Origin of the sequence: Shewanella psychrophila (genome assembly GCF_002005305.1) — a bacterium.
Lineage (GTDB): Bacteria > Pseudomonadota > Gammaproteobacteria > Enterobacterales > Shewanellaceae > Shewanella > Shewanella psychrophila.
Genome location: NZ_CP014782.1, coordinates 2,202,833 through 2,219,644, shown reverse-complemented (window position 1 = coordinate 2,219,644; position 16,812 = coordinate 2,202,833). Strand labels below are relative to the sequence as shown.

Genomic DNA, 16,812 nt, shown 5'->3' with positions numbered 1-16,812 from the left:
AGTCAAAATGGGTCCTATAGAGAGAAACCATAATGAGTGAACTTAACCTTGAAATCAGCTGGCTACGCTCGTTTGTGACAGTTGCCAAGACAGGCTCTATGACGGATGCGGCGAAAATATTGTATCGCTCACAATCTGCGATCAGCATGCACATCAAGAACATTGAAGACACTTTAGGCCGAGCCGTATTTAGCCGTGGTTCGAGACGTCTGACCTTGAATGCATCTGGACAAGAGCTACTGGTTCACGCCCAAAAAATTCTCTATGTTTATAGTAATTCTATGCGGGAGCTTATGGGGTCAAGTGTGCAAGGGCATATCAGCTTAGGCATTCCTGATGATTATGCCATGGCATATCTTCCTGCCTTACTCAGTATATTTTCAGAGAAATATCCGGCCATTGAAATCACCTTGTGTTGTGAACCTTCATCACTGCTTATTCCTAAGATAGAAGCCAATGAGTTAGATATTGCCGTTATCACTCAAGATAAAGCTGATTGCGGCGAGCATCTTTTTTCTGAGGAGTTGGTCTGGGTGGGCAAGCAATCCCAGCAGATCTGGAACAGGAGCCCATTGCCTGTCGCCATGTATGAGTTTGGTAGTCAGGCAAGAGCTAAGGTAATCGATAAACTCGAATCACTCACCTTCGGCTATCGCATCGTCTACAACAGCCCGAATATTGCCGGTCAGCTAGCCGCTGTCGAGAGTGGTATGGCCATCGCTGTGTTAACAAGGTGCAGCGTACCGGTGCACTTGCAAGTGCTAAACAATACCAGGTTACCCAAGTTATCGGCCCTGGACGTCGGTGTCATGACCAGCTCTTCAGTCACTAAGGGGTCTCTGGCACACTTGCTCTATGATGAAATAGTCTCAATTTTGAAGAATGAAGTTTAGCGTGTATTGCTCAACTTGGTGACATCGATGAGTGTGCTCTCGAAGGTGATTCCGAGGGCTTTAGAGAGATGGCTATTGGTCTGTTGAAGTTAAGCCACGGACAAGATGACTCAGGGATAGAAGAATTAATCCATGAAACATCAGACGTATTCATTGCATATTGTACTGGTTATTAGTTGCAAATAAGGCTAAAACAATATTGATTGAAACCTGTTACTCAAGCTGCATAAGAAAAGCTTCACACTCCATGGCTGTGTACATTGCTGTCTATTTGAATTTTGTTTGTTGAGTGCTGAATAGCGATGACTTATCTCACTTTGATGTATCAATAACAGATCGAAGCGATTAATCAGTGAGCCTGTAAATAATTTTGTGTAACTACCTTTCAATCAGTACCCTATGTGGGTCAATGGAAGGTAGAGTATGAATAAAAAAGAACTAGAAGCATTCGCTAAACAAGCCGCTAAAGGCATTAAAACCGAAGCCGATTTAAATGACTTTAGGGCTATGCTAACCAAAGTCACTGTTGAGGCCGCATTAAATGCTGAACTCGATCATCACTTAGGCTATCAAAAAAACGAGAAGGTCGCGGCTGGTAATAACCGCAATGGCTACTCCCACAAACAAATAAAGACCGAAGATGGATGCTTCGAGTTAGACACTCCCCGTGACCGAAATGGTAGCTTTGAGCCTGAGATTGTTAAAAAGAACCAAAGCCGCTTCACCTCGATGGATGACAAAATTTTACATCTTTATGCGAAAGGAATGACGACACGAGATATTGTCGATACCTTTGATGAGATGTATGGCGCAGAGATATCACCAACGCTAATTTCTCGCGTCACTAACTCAGTCCTTGAGCGTGTCGTCGAATGGCAATCTCGTCCGCTAGAACCCGTGTATCCTATCGTTTACCTTGACTGTATTGTGGTTAAAATCAGGGAGAACAGTAAGGTCATCAACAAAGCTATTTTCCTCGCGCTTGGCGTTAACCTCGAAGGCCATAAAGAGTTACTTGGCATGTGGATAGCAGAGAACGAGGGCGCTAAGTTTTGGTTAAATGTACTGACAGAGCTTCAAAATCGTGGACTCAAAGATATCCTCATCGCCTGCATTGACGGTCTAAAAGGTTTTCCTGATGCCATAAATACCGTGTTCCCAAACACTCAAATCCAGCTCTGCATCGTCCATATGGTTCGAAACTCGATGAAGTTTGTGCCGTACAAAGATTACAAGGCGGTGACAGCTGATTTAAAGAGGATTTACCAGTCAGTGACCGAAGAGGAAGCGTTGCTTAATTTGGAACGTTTTGGCGAGCAATGGGACGCTAAATATCCTAGTATCTCAGCATCCTGGCACAGGCACTGGACTAATCTTAATACGCTATTTAATTACCCTCAAGACATCCGGAAAGCCATCTATACAACTAATGCTATCGAGTCATTAAACAGTGTGATTAGGAAAGCAATCAAGAATCGTAAGCTCTTCCCAAATGATGACTCAGCGAAGAAAGTCGTTTACTTGGCGATTATGCAAGCTTCGAAGAAGTGGACCATGCCGATAAGAAACTGGAAACCAGCACTCAATCGTTTTATTATTGAATTTGAAGATCGAATAGCAGACTATATATAATTTAGGTAGTTACACAGAATCTGCTACAGGGTCTGTACTTTATCTTTCTACAAAATTTTTCCTATCCGATCTCTGCATTGATGCCAGAATCTTGGAGTTTGGCTGTAGAAGAGTGGTTTTACATTAGTTTTCCTTTATTCATTTTTATATTTTCTACTCTTATAAAGTCAAGGAAACATTTGATTCTAAGTAGTATTGTTTTGTATATAATTCTGTTTACCTTTCTTAGGTATCATGAAGCTATTTATCAAATTGTTCGTTGGGATTCAGGGATTAGAAAAGTTGTGATATTTCGATTGGACTCTATTGGTTTTGGCGTATTAATAGCATGGATTTGTTATTATTATGAAGGTTTTGTTCTTATCCATAAAAAGAATATGTTGTTTACTGGCTTGTTACTTCTAATGCTATCAATAATAGTATTTTCATACTCAACGTTGACCACACGCGAAACTATGTTCAATAAAACATTATTGTTTACTATTACTAATAGTAGTTTGGCATTGCTCTTGCCTTGGTTTAATTATATTTGTTCAAATAATAAACTTACAATAAAATTAGTTTCTTATGTAAGTATTACCTCATACTCAATGTACCTCGTTCATCTTTCTTTTGTGATCCCAGGTATTAAAAAAGTACTAATGGCCAATATCCCATGGTATTTAAATTACGTCTTATACTATGTCTCGACGATGCTGATATCGATCCTGATATATAAATATTTTGAAAGACCCATCACAAAACTAAGGGAAAAATTTTAAGACTGAAACATAGAGGTCTATATGAACTCAGTGATTTGCAATTTAGGCCGTAGTCGCTGGGGTAATTCAAATTCTTTCGTTTCGCCTGTGATGGGACAAGCAAACTTTAGGTAGCAAGAAGTGAGCTGCAAATTGACTTCACCTTCTTTTGCTACACCATGTAGTCTGTCTCCAACAACAGGGTGTCCAACTGATGCCATATGGATACGGATTTGGTGTTTACGTCCCGATTCGATAATAACCTGCACTAGAGAGTGGTTCTTCTCTTCATCAAAGGCTAACAAGCTGGCGTGTGAACGGGCTGCTTTGCCATCGACATCGGTCTCTATGGTGACAGACTCCGAAACGCCTGAGTTAAATTGCCCCTCTACTATCACCTGGTAGTACTTATCGAGCTGTCTCAGCTCGAATAGTTTAGCCAGTGCCGCGGTGGTTTTCTTGCTATGGCCAATAAGTACCAATCCAGTCGCGGCTCTATCGAGTCTATGTATGATAAATGCGGGACGTTCTGGAGTGAGGTGAGTCTCTGCGTAACGGTTGATGGTGGTGTGATCGCCCCATTTAGAGCCCTGACACAACATGGCGTAGGGCTTGTACCAGATACTGTACTGTCCTCCATCAAATATCAGTTCAGGTGCATCAACCTTGTGGTTTAACACTTCCTGATTGTAATACAGATGTAGTTCATCACCGAGCTTTAAAGCGCGTTTAGCACGGCGAAGCCTCTGGGTCTGTTTGCCCCGCGTTAACCAAACCGCTCCCTTATTCATTGCCTGTTTTATCTGCTGTTTAGACAAAGTAGTCTCAGATGCGAGTAATGAGGCGGCATCGCTATCAAGTGATGTGATAGTGATGTGGAGTTCGAGCTGTTGTTTAGTGGCTTGGGACATAAAGTAAAGAGCTAGCAGATAGTGTTAGCCGCTATTTTACATTAATTGGTCGACAAGGTTTGGGTATTATACCGATCGACTTTAGAAAATGATCGACTCTGAGTGAGCTGAGGTAGATAAGCCTCAGTACATGATGGCTTTATACCAATCACTATAAAGATGTGATCGCTCAGCGAGAGTTTAGCGCTTCAGAGGCAAGGTCATTAATTGCTCCTGCATGAATGACCTTCACAACATTCATGTTGCTAGCAACGAGTGAAGAACATAGTTATTCTACGTTTAAGCTCGTTAACACAGCATCGGATGCGCAAAAACTCGCCTTTCAGGAGTGTTTTTGGCTGCCTACTTCGTCGTTGAATAGATTCACAAGGGAACACTATTCCATCACCTATTCACCTTGAATTAGTTTGCCAAAAATAACTCTGAGTAGATCACTTTCTTATACTGATTGGTATTAGCACACAGGTTTGGCATTCATATTGATTAAAGATACGCCGATGACGATCAATATCATGCCAAAAATGGTATCTAGATTGGGCATATTTCCTTTTATAGCGCCTATCAACGCGATAAGCACTATGCCTGCCCCACACCAGATGGTGTAAGCAACGGCTGTAGGAATGGTAGTGGTGGCCAGAGAGAGGAAATAGAAAGCACAGGCATAGCCAATAGCGCAGCCTAATGTTGGTAAAATACGGGTGAAGCCCAATGTCGCCGGAAGTAAAGTGGTGGCAATAACTTCTGAAATGATGGCGATACTTAAATAGAAGTAGCTGTTCATATTTAATCCTTGAAGGTCAAAGTAGGCTTTAGAAGTGGCTCTAATGAGTAAAAAAACGGCCCTGACAAGCTCAGGGCCAAAATAAAATCATAAAGGAGAAGCTAAGACGAATAACGCCTCTGCAGGGCAAGCCTACTTAAGTTAAAACCATCAGGGTTTAGCTAAGTAGAGTTGACGACTTCGGGATTGATAATGACCTGTGCGAGCCTATCAGACATCATTAAGAGTATTGATTAAACTTGGTCTTTTGCATTCATGGTTTTCACTCGTCGTTTTAAAGTGCAAATTTGCTTGTTCTCTTTAGATGCTAGGTTTAGGGTTAATGATAACTATTTCAAACTGCCTGGCATTTACGTGAGGCAGTACAATCTATACCAAGTGAAGTGAATAATGGATACACAGTTAAAATTACGGGCTAAACATTGGCTAGATAACGATCCAGACCCTAGTACTCGACAGGAATTGCAGGTGCTCATAGATACTGGCAACGAAGAAGAGTTACAGCAGCGATTTTTAGGTCGACTCGCATTCGGTACTGCTGGGCTCAGGGGCGTGGTAAAAGCGGGTCCTATGGGAATGAACCGCCTAGTAGTGCAGCAGACCTCTTCAGGCCTTGGAGCCTATCTCAAGCAACAGGTGAGTGATGTCGATACTCGTGGTGTGGTCATAGGATACGATGGACGCCACGATTCAAAGCAGTTTGCTCATGATGCGGCTGGCGTACTCACGTCCATGGGAATTAAAGTTTATCTGACCTATAAAGTCGCGCCGACTCCTCTAGTGGCATTCGGGGTGACTCATCTCAATGCGGCGGCAGGAATAGTGGTGACCGCGAGTCATAATCCACCTCAGTACAATGGATATAAGGTTTACTGGGGCAACGGGGCGCAGATCATCCCGCCACAGGATTCTGGGATTGCTGCTTGTATCGATAGGGCGGCGACCGAGTCAATTAATTTAATGGATCTCGAAACTGCTAAGGCCAATGACAAGCTGATTATGCTCGAAGATGATTTCTATCAAAGCTATCGTCAAGGGATCAAAGCTGCATCAGTGCTGCAAAACCATACTCAGCCTGAGTTGGTAAGCCTGTCTTACACCGCCATGCATGGTGTTGGCGCCGAGATGGCAGAGACAGTACTGGCTGATGCTGGCGTGACTCAGGTTTATTCTGTGGCAGCTCAGCGTGAGCCCGATGGTGACTTTCCTACGGTGAATTTTCCCAACCCGGAAGAGAAAGGGGCAATGGACCTTGTGATAGCCGAGGCGCAGAAGCACGGTGCCATGTTGGCGTGTGCCAACGATCCCGATGCCGATCGTTTTGCAGTTGCGGTTCGCACGAAGGCCGGTGATTATCTGATGTTGACTGGTGATCAGGTGGGTGTGCTGTTTGGTCATTATTTGATGACTCACGCCGCAAAAAATCAGCGCCTGACCTGTACCACTATTGTGTCTTCTAGCCTATTATCGAAAGTCGCGGCGAGTATGGATGCGACCTGCTTGACAACATTGACGGGCTTTAAGTGGCTGACTAATGTTGGTATGGCCGAGCAGACTGAGGATAACCAGTGCGTGTTTGCCTATGAAGAAGCTTTAGGTTACATGGTTGGCTCTATGGTGTGGGATAAAGACGGCCTGTCTGCGCTAGTGGCGTTTGCTCAGTTAACTGCGGAGCTTGCCAGTCAGGGAAAAACTGTATGGGATAGATTAGAAGATATTTATCGTGAGCATGGATTTCACCTTAATGCTCAGGTGAGTATAGCGCTTAAGCCAACGACGCCTAATATTGGTGCGTATTTGCGTAAGAAGCTACCGAGTGTAATCGCCGCGAAGCAGGTAATGAGCACAGATGATATCAGCTCTGGCTTGCGAACTTTCCAAGATGGCACTATTGAAGCTATCGACCTGCCTGCCAGCGATGTGCTTATCTTTAAGCTAGAAGGTGGGAGCCGTGTCATCGTCAGACCATCCGGCACAGAGCCCAAGATTAAGTGTTACTACGAAGTGGTAGTAAACATGGCGAGTGATGACAGTCTGGATAGCGTTCAGGCTCGGGCTCAAGCCGAAATGGACGACTTTATCTCAGCTCATCAGGCATCATTACCTCAGTAATACCCATTGTTTTTACTTACTTAACCAAACTAGGCAGTTGTGAATCGCTGCCTAGTTTGAAATCAAGTGGAGTCGCTTTTCAGATAAATGTTATGAGCTTATATCAGTGGTGGAGCGGGAAGGCACAAACCAAGGGACAATCTTTTTAGGAACAATTATTTGTTGATCTGTCTTAGGGTTACGTTTAACCCCCGATGGGCGGGCATTGTACTTTATGACCCCAAAGCCTCGAATTTCAACTCGCTGTTGCTCCCTGATTGATTCGACAAAAAAATCTCGTGTAGCTTCCACAATCAACATGGCATCCCTGTGTGGTATGGAGAATTCATCGCTCAAACGCTGAGCTAGGTCTATGAGGTGGATTTTCACGTTTATGTCTCCTCCTGTATTTGTGCCAGGCTAGGACGAAATTTAAATGAAATTCTACTTCTGGCAGCTATGAGTACATCTTCGCCCGTTTTTGGGTTTCTCCCGGGCCTAGCCGCTTTATGGATCTGCTGGATATTACCTAGGTTTTTCAGACTAACGACATAGCCTGATTTTGCTATTTCAACTATGTCATTAAGCAAAAAATCAGTCATCTCTTTTAGCTGATTAGCTTGGTACTTTGGGATGTCTTGCTTTACTCGAACCACAAGATCTTTTTTGGTTTTTGTCATTTGATTTATAGTCATAAGAATTTGTAGTCATTAGGAATAGGCAAGACTTGAGCAGTCAGTTGGGAAATAAGTACTCGTTAATCGGTTGAAAAAAAGGCTCTAAACTTGCGAAGGTAAAGAGCACTAAATAGCAACAGGGTGAGGCTTCTTAAGAACCTCTGGTATATTTATAGTCGAAACAGTGGAGTTGATTGTTTCTTTAATGTACGGAGCGAGGCTTTAATGGTGAGCTTGTAGTGATGAATTTTAAGAATTGTTCCATTTTATCTGGAACTCAATTTCCTCTTCATTACCTTCACGCTCATGTTCTATGTTGTACTTTGCACGCACGGGAACATAGATACGCTCGCCGGCGATCTGGATCTCAAACTTACTTCCGCTTTCAAGGGAGTCAGCGAGTCTTCGTAATTTGGCGACAAACTCAGTTGTCGAATAGTCTTTCTCTATGTCTCTATCTGCTTTCTTCGTCATTGATTTATTCCTTTATAGGGTAGCCTGCTTTGCCACTTTACTTAAAAATTAGCTGTAACACTCCTCATTTAGAAAAATAAAATAATAGTTTAGAAAAAGAGGGAACGGTGCTTGACCCTCCAGTTAGGGGAGAGATTATCCTGCTGTTATTGAGAACGAGGCGACTAATCGGCATATATAACAGCCCTCGTGAACTGCAAGTGATTTGCAGATATTAGTAGTTAATCGAACCTTAAATTGTGGAGTTAAAAATGAAATTAGTGACCAGTGCAGCCCTATCAGCCATCTTAGTATGCACTTCGGCTAGCGTCTTTGCCGAGACACCGGATTTTTCAAAAACGGCCGCTGCACAATCTAGTTATGATTTTTCAAAGAACCAGCCTGCCAAGGGGAATAATGTGCAACCGAATTCGGCGCAACACGATTTCTCCAAAACTGCGGCTGCGAGTCGTGAGTATGACTTTTTGAATAACCAAGCGGCCTTGTTTCCTAAATCGATTGAACCTTTTGCAGCTTATGTGATCTGATCTTCCAATGTGGTTATTGGAAACATCAAGATGGGTAAAGCTAAGCGTAAAATGACCAATTGGTCTCAGTACAACAAGGCATTGATTAATCGAGGGTCCTTGACCTTTTGGATTGATGAGCACGCCATTAGCTCTTGGTGTTGCTCTGAACATCACGGCCGCCGTGGCCGTGGGTATATTTACTCTGATGTTGCTATTGAAACTGCATTGGTTGTTAAAGGTGTATTCAACTTATCACTGAGAGCACTAGAAGGTTTCACTACCTCGGTTTTCCAGCTTATGAATGTGCCACTAACCTCACCAAGCTATAGCTGCATTAGCAAACGTGCCAAGACCGTAAATATCAAATATCGCTCACCGAGTCGTGGCTCTGTGGCACATGTAGTGATTGATTCAACGGGCCTCAAAGTTTACGGCGAGGGAGAATGGAAGACTCGAAAGCATGGTAAAGAAAAGCGTCGTACCTGGCGTAAGTTACACCTCGCAGTAGATGCTAATACGCATGAAGTCGTAGCAGCAGAAGTCACTCTGGTTAACGTTGCTGATAATGAAGTGTTACCCACATTAATCAAGCCGTTAAGAAGACAGATTAAACAAGTTTCTGCTGATGGAGCATACGACACCAAAGCGTGTCACAAACTACTTCAGCGTAAAGGTTGCAAACCCACTATCCCACCAAGAAGCAGTGCTGGGTTTTGGGAGGATGGGCACCCTCGAAACGAGGCTGTGAGAGCCCTCAAAAATAATGAGTTAGCGCAATGGAAGAAGGAAAATGACTATCACTTACGGTCACTATCTGAAACAGCAATGTACCGATATAAGCAACTAATTAGTCCGAAACTTAGCCTACGAGATTATAATGCTCAAGTAGGTGAAGCGCTGGCAGGTGTAAAGGCAATGAACAAAGTCATAAGACTAGGAATGCCAGTTAGGAAACAGGCTGCCTAGTTAGCTCAAACCCTTGGAGTAGCTGCATCTATAGCGAGGATTTGATCAACAACGCCTAACCAAGCGGCCGAGAAAGCACATCATCTTCTTGCTTCCACACAACATGATTTTTCGACAACAACGACAATAAAGCAGAGCTGTTAACTCACTGAGCTAGTCACTGTTTCAAGATGAAAGCCAAGCCAGTCTTGGCTTTTTGTTTGAGGATAGCCTTATTCAGTTTATTCCGGCCATCATCCCTTTGCTCAAACTGTCGTTTTTATTCAATCTTATGTTCAGCCTATCTCGTATTATTTACCCATCGCAAGCGAGTCGTCTATTAACAAGGCAATTCGTTTCACAAATACTTTATTAGGTACAGAGCAAAGTCATGTTAGAAATTAAATCAGTTGAATCATTAAGCGAGATCAGTGAACTAAAACAGCAATATTTTTCCCTTTCAACCGCTCCACTCGATGGAATGTGGCATTTCGGTTTTGCACCTATGTCTGCCCATTTTGCTTTTTACGAGAACCATATTCCAGTGGGTTTCTGCTGCATTAATGGTGAAGGCTATATGTTGCAATTTTATTTATCACCAAGGGCAAAATGCCAAGTGACAGAATTGTTTACTTTGATTGCTGAGCAAAATTGTACTGTTATTGGGAGAGTGGCTGGTGCATTCGTTAGCACTGCAGAAAATGATTATCTTTCTCTATGTTTAGATAACTCGTCTTCATTCAAGGTTAATGCCTTAATGTATCAGCAAAATAAGCTGCAAAATATAGAGACAAGAGAGCCGTTGGAAATGATTTTAGCAGGTCAGGAACAACTAAATGATTTTGTTAGTTTTGCGGCAAAAACTATAGGTGCACCAGAGCTGTGGTTGTTGGAATATTTCGGTAACTTGATTCAGAGAAAAGAGCTATGGGGTTACTGGTGTGATCGCAAGTTATTGGCAACAGGGGAGTGCCGTTTATTTGATGATTATCAAACAAACTATGCCGATCTAGGTATGATCGTTGCTAAATCTGAGCGAGGTAAAGGCGCTGGGACCCGTGTACTTTATCACTTAATTAATCAGGCTTTAAAGCAAGGGCTAATACCGATTTGTTCAACAGAAAGTAGCAACCTTGCTGCTCAAAAAATCATTAACAGAGCTGGGCTAAGTTCTGCAAACCGAATCATTCAGTTTGAGTTTTCTAAGGGGGAGGGCCGGTGTTTATAGGCTCATTCTTATTTAGGTGAGTCTATTTACGCTAAGTCAGTAAGCGAGCTGTCATTATTGATGGTTTAGCAGATATTTAATGAGGTTGGTATAATACCGTCATCCAAGATGACGGTTAGAGAATACAATGATCAACTGGCTTCAGGCGCCCAAGTCCCAAGACGTCGCTAAATATATTGAGTGTTATTGGCTTATTGAAAAACGCATTGATGCAGAAAGTTATCAGTATCCCAAGTTAAACCCAGATCCAGCGGCTCACTTAATTATCTCTCCAAGTAAACAAGCCTATCATTATGCTCTGGATCATAGCATTGCCGATGGTCATGGAAGCCATTGGTTGTTTCCTCACCTGCAAACTTTTGAGCTCGATCATTCAAAACCGTTTGTTCATTTAGGCATCAAATTCCATATTGGCGCATTGTACTCTCTTGGCTTGCCAGCGTATTCCCATCCAAACTTAGATGCTATTGAAGAAGTGAACCTTGAAAATCTATTTCATCCAAATGAGTTGAATTTCAATACATTTGATGGAGACAGGCTTATCGAAGTGGCAAGAAATGATTCTGAACTATGTCGTAATCAATTGGATGCTTTATTTCTGCCTTGTTTCGGGGATTGTAAAGAAGACCAGCATAGCGCGCTTACTAGAAAAGCACTTCAATTTTTGAATTCCACATCAGTCTCAGAACTTGGCAATAAACTCTTTTGCTCCCAAAGAACATTAGAGCGAAGTTTTAGCCGGGTAACAGGCCTAACATTGAAACAGTGTCAGACGATGAACAAGTTAGAGGAGATGCTGGAATATCTTTATCAACGTAATACGAATGAAATTGATTGGGTTGGGGTCGCATTTGAGTTTGGATTTAGCGATCAGCCTCATCTCATACGTCACTTGAAAAAGCAGATAGGTCTTACACCCAAAATTTACGCTAAAGAGAGGGGATTAACCATAGATGTTTATGGTGGTGTTAGTTCTTCTAAATGTAATAGAAAAAATGAGTAAGATAACGATCAAAGCAACAGGCACGCGTTAGCGTATCTGATTGTCTTTGATCGTTATATGCAGCTACTAGATAGCAACTACTTTATTTGCACAAGGACCTTTTTGACCTTGGCCAACTTCAAATTCAACGGCCTGGCCATCATTCAATGTTGCGAATCCACCGCCAGCTTGAATTTCTGAATGATGAACAAAAAGATCTTTGCTTCCATCTTCAGGAGTAATAAAACCAAAACCTTTATCTGCGTTGAACCACTTAACTGTACCTTTAGCCATTTTCTTTACTCAATTTATTGGTGAAATAATATAAATTTTATAGTCGAATTCACCGGTTCGAATATTTGTGAGTGATATATGAACAAGCCACATAACGCCCTAATCTAGGGGAACCCCAGATAATTTCTTTTGTTTTCAAAAACTAGACACGTATGTTGCTATAGGATCTAGTTTATTTCGCAAAAAACAAACTAGATAACAACACCATGTGTGACAATAAGATACTACATGAGTCACCCGCAAATCAATGCCCTATAACCCATAAGCCCCCTTTAATTCTCTAATGTGTGCCACACAGCCCCCTCTCGATGGCAATCAAGTATCACAGAGTTAATCTGGTTGCAGTATTTAAGAGATAGTTTGTTAACAAATGTAAGCTGCAAATGTTACTATTTGAGTTCTTACTCTTTCTATCGCGAGTTCTTAACGCTTTCTATAAAATTGGATGTCGGCTGTTGCAGGTTAAAACCTTATTATTTTCACTATCGGTTACCTTTATGGCCGTGACAAAAGCTCTGGGTCACGGATTATCTATTGATCATGAAGCTACTAACCCTGCAGTGATTAAACAAGAGGCCGATGCACTGGAGGTCATCGATCCCTGTTTAACCCATACAGCTGATGATACGGCCTTCGATCAAGCCTTCGACTATCTCAATACTAAGTTTTGTCAACCCGCTATCTGGTTCGACAGCTTTTTTGTCGATGAGCGGACTCAAGAAGATGCTCGGGCTGGGACCTTAGTTCGCTGGACCAATGATTTCTCCTATTACGGCAAGGAAGGGTTTAAATATAGGGCGAATTTGAATGCGAGATTTAATCTTCCTGGAGTTAACCAGAAACTTAAGGTCATCATAGATTCCCAGGGGGAGGATGATCCTTTTGCATTTTTGAAAGGCCCAGACGATGAAGGCGAGCGGGATATCGGGCTTAGGTATGACTGGTATGCTAAAGACAGAGTCAGCTTCAATATTAAGGCCAACATCAAACCTAAGTTAGAGGCCAGATGGCGTTATACCTATCCCATTTCACAAAGCACGATTACTCGGTTGACCCAGAAGATTTATCAAGAGAAAAAGGTAACTGGGGAGTCCACTGAGTTTGATATTGAACACTCCTTCGATGAAGACTTTCTATTGCGTTGGAGCGCCGTGGCCCAGTATGAAAACCGTAATAATGGCTGGGAGTTTGGTAGTAGTCTAAATCTCTATCACTACATCAGTAGTAAACAGGCGATTAACTATATTGCCAGCATCTATGGCGTCGACACGCCTTATCACTATGTGGAAAATGCCAGAATCGCGGTAACCTATCGGCAAAACTTCTTACGTGAATGGTTGTTCTTCGAGATCACCCCTGAATATAACTGGAGTAAAGAGGTGGACATCGACAGGCTAGATCAAGCCATCATTACCTTACGGTTAGAGGTGATGTTTCAGAATATTTAATGTTTTGTATTAATATTGATGTGACATATCTCTAGTTTTAAGTTGTTTGTTGTTTTTTCTTTTGTTAATTGATCTTATTGTGATCTACTGTTGGCCTTTACATAGTCTGCAGCCTCATATTGAAACAATTTGTATCCTCCTCGTGCTAATCTCACGCCAATCTTTTAGCAGTAGTATGAAATAGAGACTTTAAAATACTATTCGCTTCTTATTTTAATTATATAAATTCATGAGGTTATGGAATATGTTGCGTATTCGATCGAGTTTACTAGTCATCATTTTTACACTGGTTATTCCTATTGGTTTTATCGATGCTGCTCCCTTACAGCCAGTAGATAAGAATGACGCACTTTGGTATCCGAAAACGGATCTGACACTGCATCCCAGAGTTAAGCCATATGTGTTAGAGAATGGTATGAGATACATACTCATTCAAAGTCAATCTCCGAAAGATGAGGTGGAAATCCGGCTGCATATCCGTGCAGGGTCAGCATTGGAAACAGGCCCGCAGCCTGGTGTGGCACATTTTTTGGAACATATGGCATTTAATGGGTCTAAAAATATTCCTGAAGGTGAAATGATCACTATGTTGCAAAGGGATGGGCTCGCTTTCGGTGCTCATACCAATGCGTTCACCGAATTTACGCAGACGGTTTATCAGTTGTCACTGCCTAGTGCTGAAGAAGAGCTTATTGAAAAAGCTTTATTTATTATGAGGGAAACCAGTAGTAACCTGACGATTGATAAAGCTGCGGTTGCAAGAGAAAGAGGGGTATTAAACGCCGAGGTTAGAGGCAAGCAGGGGCCTGAATTTAACAGTTTTCTTGATTGGATTCGGTTTGCCTATCCGGGGACTGATTACATCAACAAGATCCCGGTTGGCTCATCTCAAGGTATTAAGTCTGTTACTCAAGACATTCTGGTGGAGTTTTATCACAGGTATTACACGCCAAAGCGTACAACATTGATTGTTACAGGAGACTTTAACCCTGAACGGGTCAAAAAAGCGATTCAAAAGCAGTTCTCAGATTGGACGGCGGATGAAAGCCTCGATGAACCGGACTTTGGGAAATTGGTCGTCAATACTGAAATTAGTACCCATGCTTTTATCGATAAGAGTATCGATAGTCGTATCTCCATTAATGTGATCACACCAGCTAACGTTGAGCCAGATAGTCGTAAAAAACGTCTTGATGATCTGTTAACTTATCTTGCTAATACTGCCCTGTCTATTCGACTCAATGATATTGCTATTAACAGCGATAACCTGCTGACGGGGGCTGCGGCCTATCAAGAGCGCTCGGAACTGGCAAGCATTAGTAGTGTTTCAAGTTATATCGATGCAGAGCAATGGCCATCAGCACTTGAGTTGATTGAGCAAAGCTTAGGTCAAACCTTAGAGTTTGGTTTTACGCAAAAAGAGATAGATCGGTTAGTGGCAAGCTTTGAAGCTGATTTGAAACTGGCTGTCCAATCTGAAGAGACTGTTCCGAACTATGTTATTGCGGATTCGGTGACTCAAGCTGTTGAAAATCGAGAATCTGTGTTGTCGGCGAAGGATAATTTAGCGTTCTTTCAAAAGAACATTGTGGGTATTAAAGCGGAACAGGTCGCTGAGCATTTTAGACTGTTATGGTCAGGGGCTGCTCCCAGTGTTTATCTCACAAGCAATATTGAAATTGAAGATGCAGAAGCGGCAATATTAAAGGTATATAACCAAAGCTTAAATACTCAAGTTTATCCCTTGGAGGCACGTGAAGAGGTTGAGTTTCAATACGTAAACTTTGGTGATAAAGGGAAAGTGGTATCTGAAAAAATAAATAAAGTGAGTGGGATCAAAACTGCCCAGTTTAAAAACGGTGTTGTAGTAAACGTAAAGCAAACAGAGCTTGATAAGGGGCTGGTGTTTATCTCGTTACGTGTAGGTCATGGCATTGAGGATTTTCCTGCCGACAAAGATGGGTTAATTAATCTTTTTGACTATGGTTACCAGTCAGGTGGGTTGAAAAAACACACATTCGATGAGCTGCATAATATCTTTCTCGATAAGAATGTCTCAATGGCTTTAGGTGTCGGGTTAGACAGTTTAGGTGGAACTTACAGCACGACACCTGATGAATTAAAGCTGCAGCTGCAAGTATTGACTGCACTCTTGACGGAACAAGCTTATCGTTCGGAAGGGGAATCTTTTTTCAGACATGAGATCAAAGTCAGTGAGCAAATGGCTAGCTCCAGTCCAGGACATGTAATTGATACACAATTTATGCGCACTTTATATGGTGAGGATAAGCGTTTTGGGCTTGGACCCTTATCTGAGATTCAGCAGCGCACATTTGCTGAACTTAGACCCGTTATCGAACGGATCATGAAGAATGGGCCGATTGAAATTGCGATTGTGGGTGATATCAATAATCAAAAAGCAATTTCAGCGGTAGCTGAAACATTTGGCGCCTTGCCACAGCGGTTTAAGCTCCCAAGTCACCATTATCTAAAGGGAATAGATTTTCCTGAACCCCAAACTGTTATCTTGTTTCATCGAGGGGGGCTGGACACCGCGTTGCTAAACACCTATTGGAAAACTGATGACGATCGTGATGTGAAGAGCATGCGCAGGTTACAACTTCTGCAAGAGATACTCACATTAAAATTGACGAAAAAGCTAAGAGAGTCAATGGGCGTTTCTTATTCTCCCTATGCATTTAGCACTAATTCAGATTCTCTGGATAGTTACGGTTTCATTGGTATGAGCAGTAACATAAAGCTTGGTGATATAGATAAAGTTGAGGCGGCTTATAAACTGATAACTGACGAGGTGAAGAAAGAGGGCGCAATTACAGATGATGAGTTATTGAGAGCCAGAGCTCCTATCATTAAAGATGTTAAAAATGCAGTGAGTAGTAACTGGTTTTGGTTAGACTTGGCTAGCCAAGCTTATAGTGCCCCGGCTCGTTTTGATCGATTTAAGCTATTTACACAAGAGTTGAGTGCCGTGACTGTGGCCGATATCACCCAAACTGCAAACCGGTACCTAGTTCCGGAAAGAGAAGTGATTGTTAAGGTTCTTCCTGAGAAAATATCTAGCAGTGTTATAAAGCAATAAATTTGTCCTGTCTGAAGGCCTACTGACACTATGCTGTCAGTAGGCCTGGTTTATCCTTGTTTCATCGCTAAGGGGTAAACACTCATATTGAGTGTAATCTTAGTTAT

At 42.2% G+C, this 16,812-nt stretch carries 15 protein-coding genes; 9 read left to right on the top strand and 6 right to left on the bottom strand.

What is annotated here, in order from left to right:
• Positions 1–32 precede the first annotated feature (32 nt).
• Positions 33–893 carry a LysR family transcriptional regulator gene (locus sps_RS09665; protein WP_077752338.1) on the top strand — a complete coding sequence of 287 codons (861 nt, stop codon included), beginning with the start codon at positions 33–35 and terminating at the stop codon, positions 891–893.
• 423 nt (positions 894–1,316) lie between these two features.
• The gene (locus sps_RS09660; RefSeq protein WP_077751066.1) at positions 1,317–2,525 is read left to right on the top strand and encodes an IS256 family transposase; all 1,209 of its coding nucleotides are present in this window, start codon (positions 1,317–1,319) and stop codon (positions 2,523–2,525) included.
• A 778-nt stretch (positions 2,526–3,303) separates the two neighbouring features.
• Here sps_RS09660 and sps_RS09650 read toward each other — a convergent pair.
• Both sps_RS09650 and sps_RS09640 read right to left on the bottom strand, forming a co-directional pair.
• The gene (locus tag sps_RS09650; protein ID WP_077752336.1) at positions 3,304–4,176 is read right to left on the bottom strand and encodes an RluA family pseudouridine synthase; all 873 of its coding nucleotides are present in this window, start codon (positions 4,174–4,176) and stop codon (positions 3,304–3,306) included.
• A 454-nt stretch (positions 4,177–4,630) separates the two neighbouring features.
• The gene (locus tag sps_RS09640) at positions 4,631–4,957 is read right to left on the bottom strand and encodes a DMT family transporter (protein WP_077752335.1); all 327 of its coding nucleotides are present in this window, start codon (positions 4,955–4,957) and stop codon (positions 4,631–4,633) included.
• A gap of 390 nt (positions 4,958–5,347) precedes the next feature.
• On the opposite strand from sps_RS09640, the gene sps_RS09635 reads away from it, so the two are divergent.
• Complete coding sequence (locus sps_RS09635) at positions 5,348–7,069, top strand: phospho-sugar mutase (RefSeq protein WP_077752334.1); 1,722 nt, start codon at positions 5,348–5,350, stop codon at positions 7,067–7,069.
• 90 nt (positions 7,070–7,159) lie between these two features.
• Here sps_RS09635 and sps_RS09630 read toward each other — a convergent pair whose 3' ends face one another.
• The 3 genes from sps_RS09630 to sps_RS09620 all read right to left on the bottom strand — a co-directional run bounded on the left by sps_RS09630 (position 7,160) and on the right by sps_RS09620 (position 8,199).
• Entirely contained in the window at positions 7,160–7,438 is a 279-nt protein-coding gene (locus sps_RS09630; RefSeq protein ID WP_169915734.1) for an HU family DNA-binding protein, read from the bottom strand.
• A 2-nt stretch (positions 7,439–7,440) separates the two neighbouring features.
• Positions 7,441–7,728: an HU family DNA-binding protein gene (locus tag sps_RS09625; RefSeq protein ID WP_169915732.1), complete on the bottom strand. Its 288-nt coding sequence runs from the start codon at positions 7,726–7,728 to the stop codon at positions 7,441–7,443.
• Between the two features lie 246 nt (positions 7,729–7,974).
• Positions 7,975–8,199: an amphi-Trp domain-containing protein gene (locus tag sps_RS09620; protein ID WP_077752331.1), complete on the bottom strand. Its 225-nt coding sequence runs from the start codon at positions 8,197–8,199 to the stop codon at positions 7,975–7,977.
• A gap of 251 nt (positions 8,200–8,450) precedes the next feature.
• Between sps_RS09620 and sps_RS09615 the strand changes: the two genes are divergently transcribed.
• From sps_RS09615 to sps_RS09600, 4 genes are all read left to right on the top strand, one after another.
• Positions 8,451–8,726: a hypothetical protein gene (locus tag sps_RS09615; RefSeq protein WP_077752330.1), complete on the top strand. Its 276-nt coding sequence runs from the start codon at positions 8,451–8,453 to the stop codon at positions 8,724–8,726.
• Positions 8,727–8,756: 30 nt separating this feature from the next.
• The gene (locus sps_RS09610) at positions 8,757–9,674 is read left to right on the top strand and encodes an IS5 family transposase (protein WP_077751229.1); all 918 of its coding nucleotides are present in this window, start codon (positions 8,757–8,759) and stop codon (positions 9,672–9,674) included.
• Positions 9,675–10,044: 370 nt separating this feature from the next.
• A complete protein-coding gene (locus sps_RS09605) occupies positions 10,045–10,881 on the top strand; it encodes a GNAT family N-acetyltransferase (protein WP_077752329.1) in 837 nt (278 codons plus the stop codon).
• 127 nt (positions 10,882–11,008) lie between these two features.
• Entirely contained in the window at positions 11,009–11,884 is an 876-nt protein-coding gene (locus sps_RS09600; protein ID WP_077752328.1) for a helix-turn-helix domain-containing protein, read from the top strand.
• A gap of 66 nt (positions 11,885–11,950) precedes the next feature.
• On the opposite strand, the gene sps_RS09595 is transcribed toward sps_RS09600, so the two are convergent.
• Complete coding sequence (locus tag sps_RS09595) at positions 11,951–12,157, bottom strand: cold-shock protein (protein WP_077752327.1); 207 nt, start codon at positions 12,155–12,157, stop codon at positions 11,951–11,953.
• Between the two features lie 497 nt (positions 12,158–12,654).
• Between sps_RS09595 and sps_RS09590 the strand changes: the two genes are divergently transcribed.
• Both sps_RS09590 and sps_RS09585 read left to right on the top strand, forming a co-directional pair.
• Positions 12,655–13,605, top strand: coding sequence for a hypothetical protein (locus sps_RS09590; protein WP_237158041.1), 951 nt, complete (start codon positions 12,655–12,657; stop codon positions 13,603–13,605).
• Positions 13,606–13,849: 244 nt separating this feature from the next.
• Positions 13,850–16,705, top strand: coding sequence for a M16 family metallopeptidase (locus sps_RS09585; protein ID WP_169915730.1), 2,856 nt, complete (start codon positions 13,850–13,852; stop codon positions 16,703–16,705).
• Positions 16,706–16,812: the final 107 nt, after the last annotated feature.

Excerpts from the sequence above, each read along its gene's own strand:
- sps_RS09665 (WP_077752338.1), top strand. The coding sequence starts at position 33 with ATGAGTGAACTTAACCTTGAAATCAGCTGGCTACGCTCGTTTGTGACA.
- sps_RS09660 (WP_077751066.1), top strand. The coding sequence starts at position 1,317 with ATGAATAAAAAAGAACTAGAAGCATTCGCTAAACAAGCCGCTAAAGGC.
- sps_RS09650 (WP_077752336.1), bottom strand. The coding sequence starts at position 4,176 with ATGTCCCAAGCCACTAAACAACAGCTCGAACTCCACATCACTATCACA.
- sps_RS09640 (WP_077752335.1), bottom strand. The coding sequence starts at position 4,957 with ATGAACAGCTACTTCTATTTAAGTATCGCCATCATTTCAGAAGTTATT.
- sps_RS09635 (WP_077752334.1), top strand. The coding sequence starts at position 5,348 with ATGGATACACAGTTAAAATTACGGGCTAAACATTGGCTAGATAACGAT.
- sps_RS09625 (WP_169915732.1), bottom strand. The coding sequence starts at position 7,728 with ATGACAAAAACCAAAAAAGATCTTGTGGTTCGAGTAAAGCAAGACATC.
- sps_RS09620 (WP_077752331.1), bottom strand. The coding sequence starts at position 8,199 with ATGACGAAGAAAGCAGATAGAGACATAGAGAAAGACTATTCGACAACT.
- sps_RS09615 (WP_077752330.1), top strand. The coding sequence starts at position 8,451 with ATGAAATTAGTGACCAGTGCAGCCCTATCAGCCATCTTAGTATGCACT.
- sps_RS09610 (WP_077751229.1), top strand. The coding sequence starts at position 8,757 with ATGGGTAAAGCTAAGCGTAAAATGACCAATTGGTCTCAGTACAACAAG.
- sps_RS09605 (WP_077752329.1), top strand. The coding sequence starts at position 10,045 with ATGTTAGAAATTAAATCAGTTGAATCATTAAGCGAGATCAGTGAACTA.
- sps_RS09600 (WP_077752328.1), top strand. The coding sequence starts at position 11,009 with ATGATCAACTGGCTTCAGGCGCCCAAGTCCCAAGACGTCGCTAAATAT.
- sps_RS09595 (WP_077752327.1), bottom strand. The coding sequence starts at position 12,157 with ATGGCTAAAGGTACAGTTAAGTGGTTCAACGCAGATAAAGGTTTTGGT.
- sps_RS09590 (WP_237158041.1), top strand. The coding sequence starts at position 12,655 with ATGGCCGTGACAAAAGCTCTGGGTCACGGATTATCTATTGATCATGAA.
- sps_RS09585 (WP_169915730.1), top strand. The coding sequence starts at position 13,850 with ATGTTGCGTATTCGATCGAGTTTACTAGTCATCATTTTTACACTGGTT.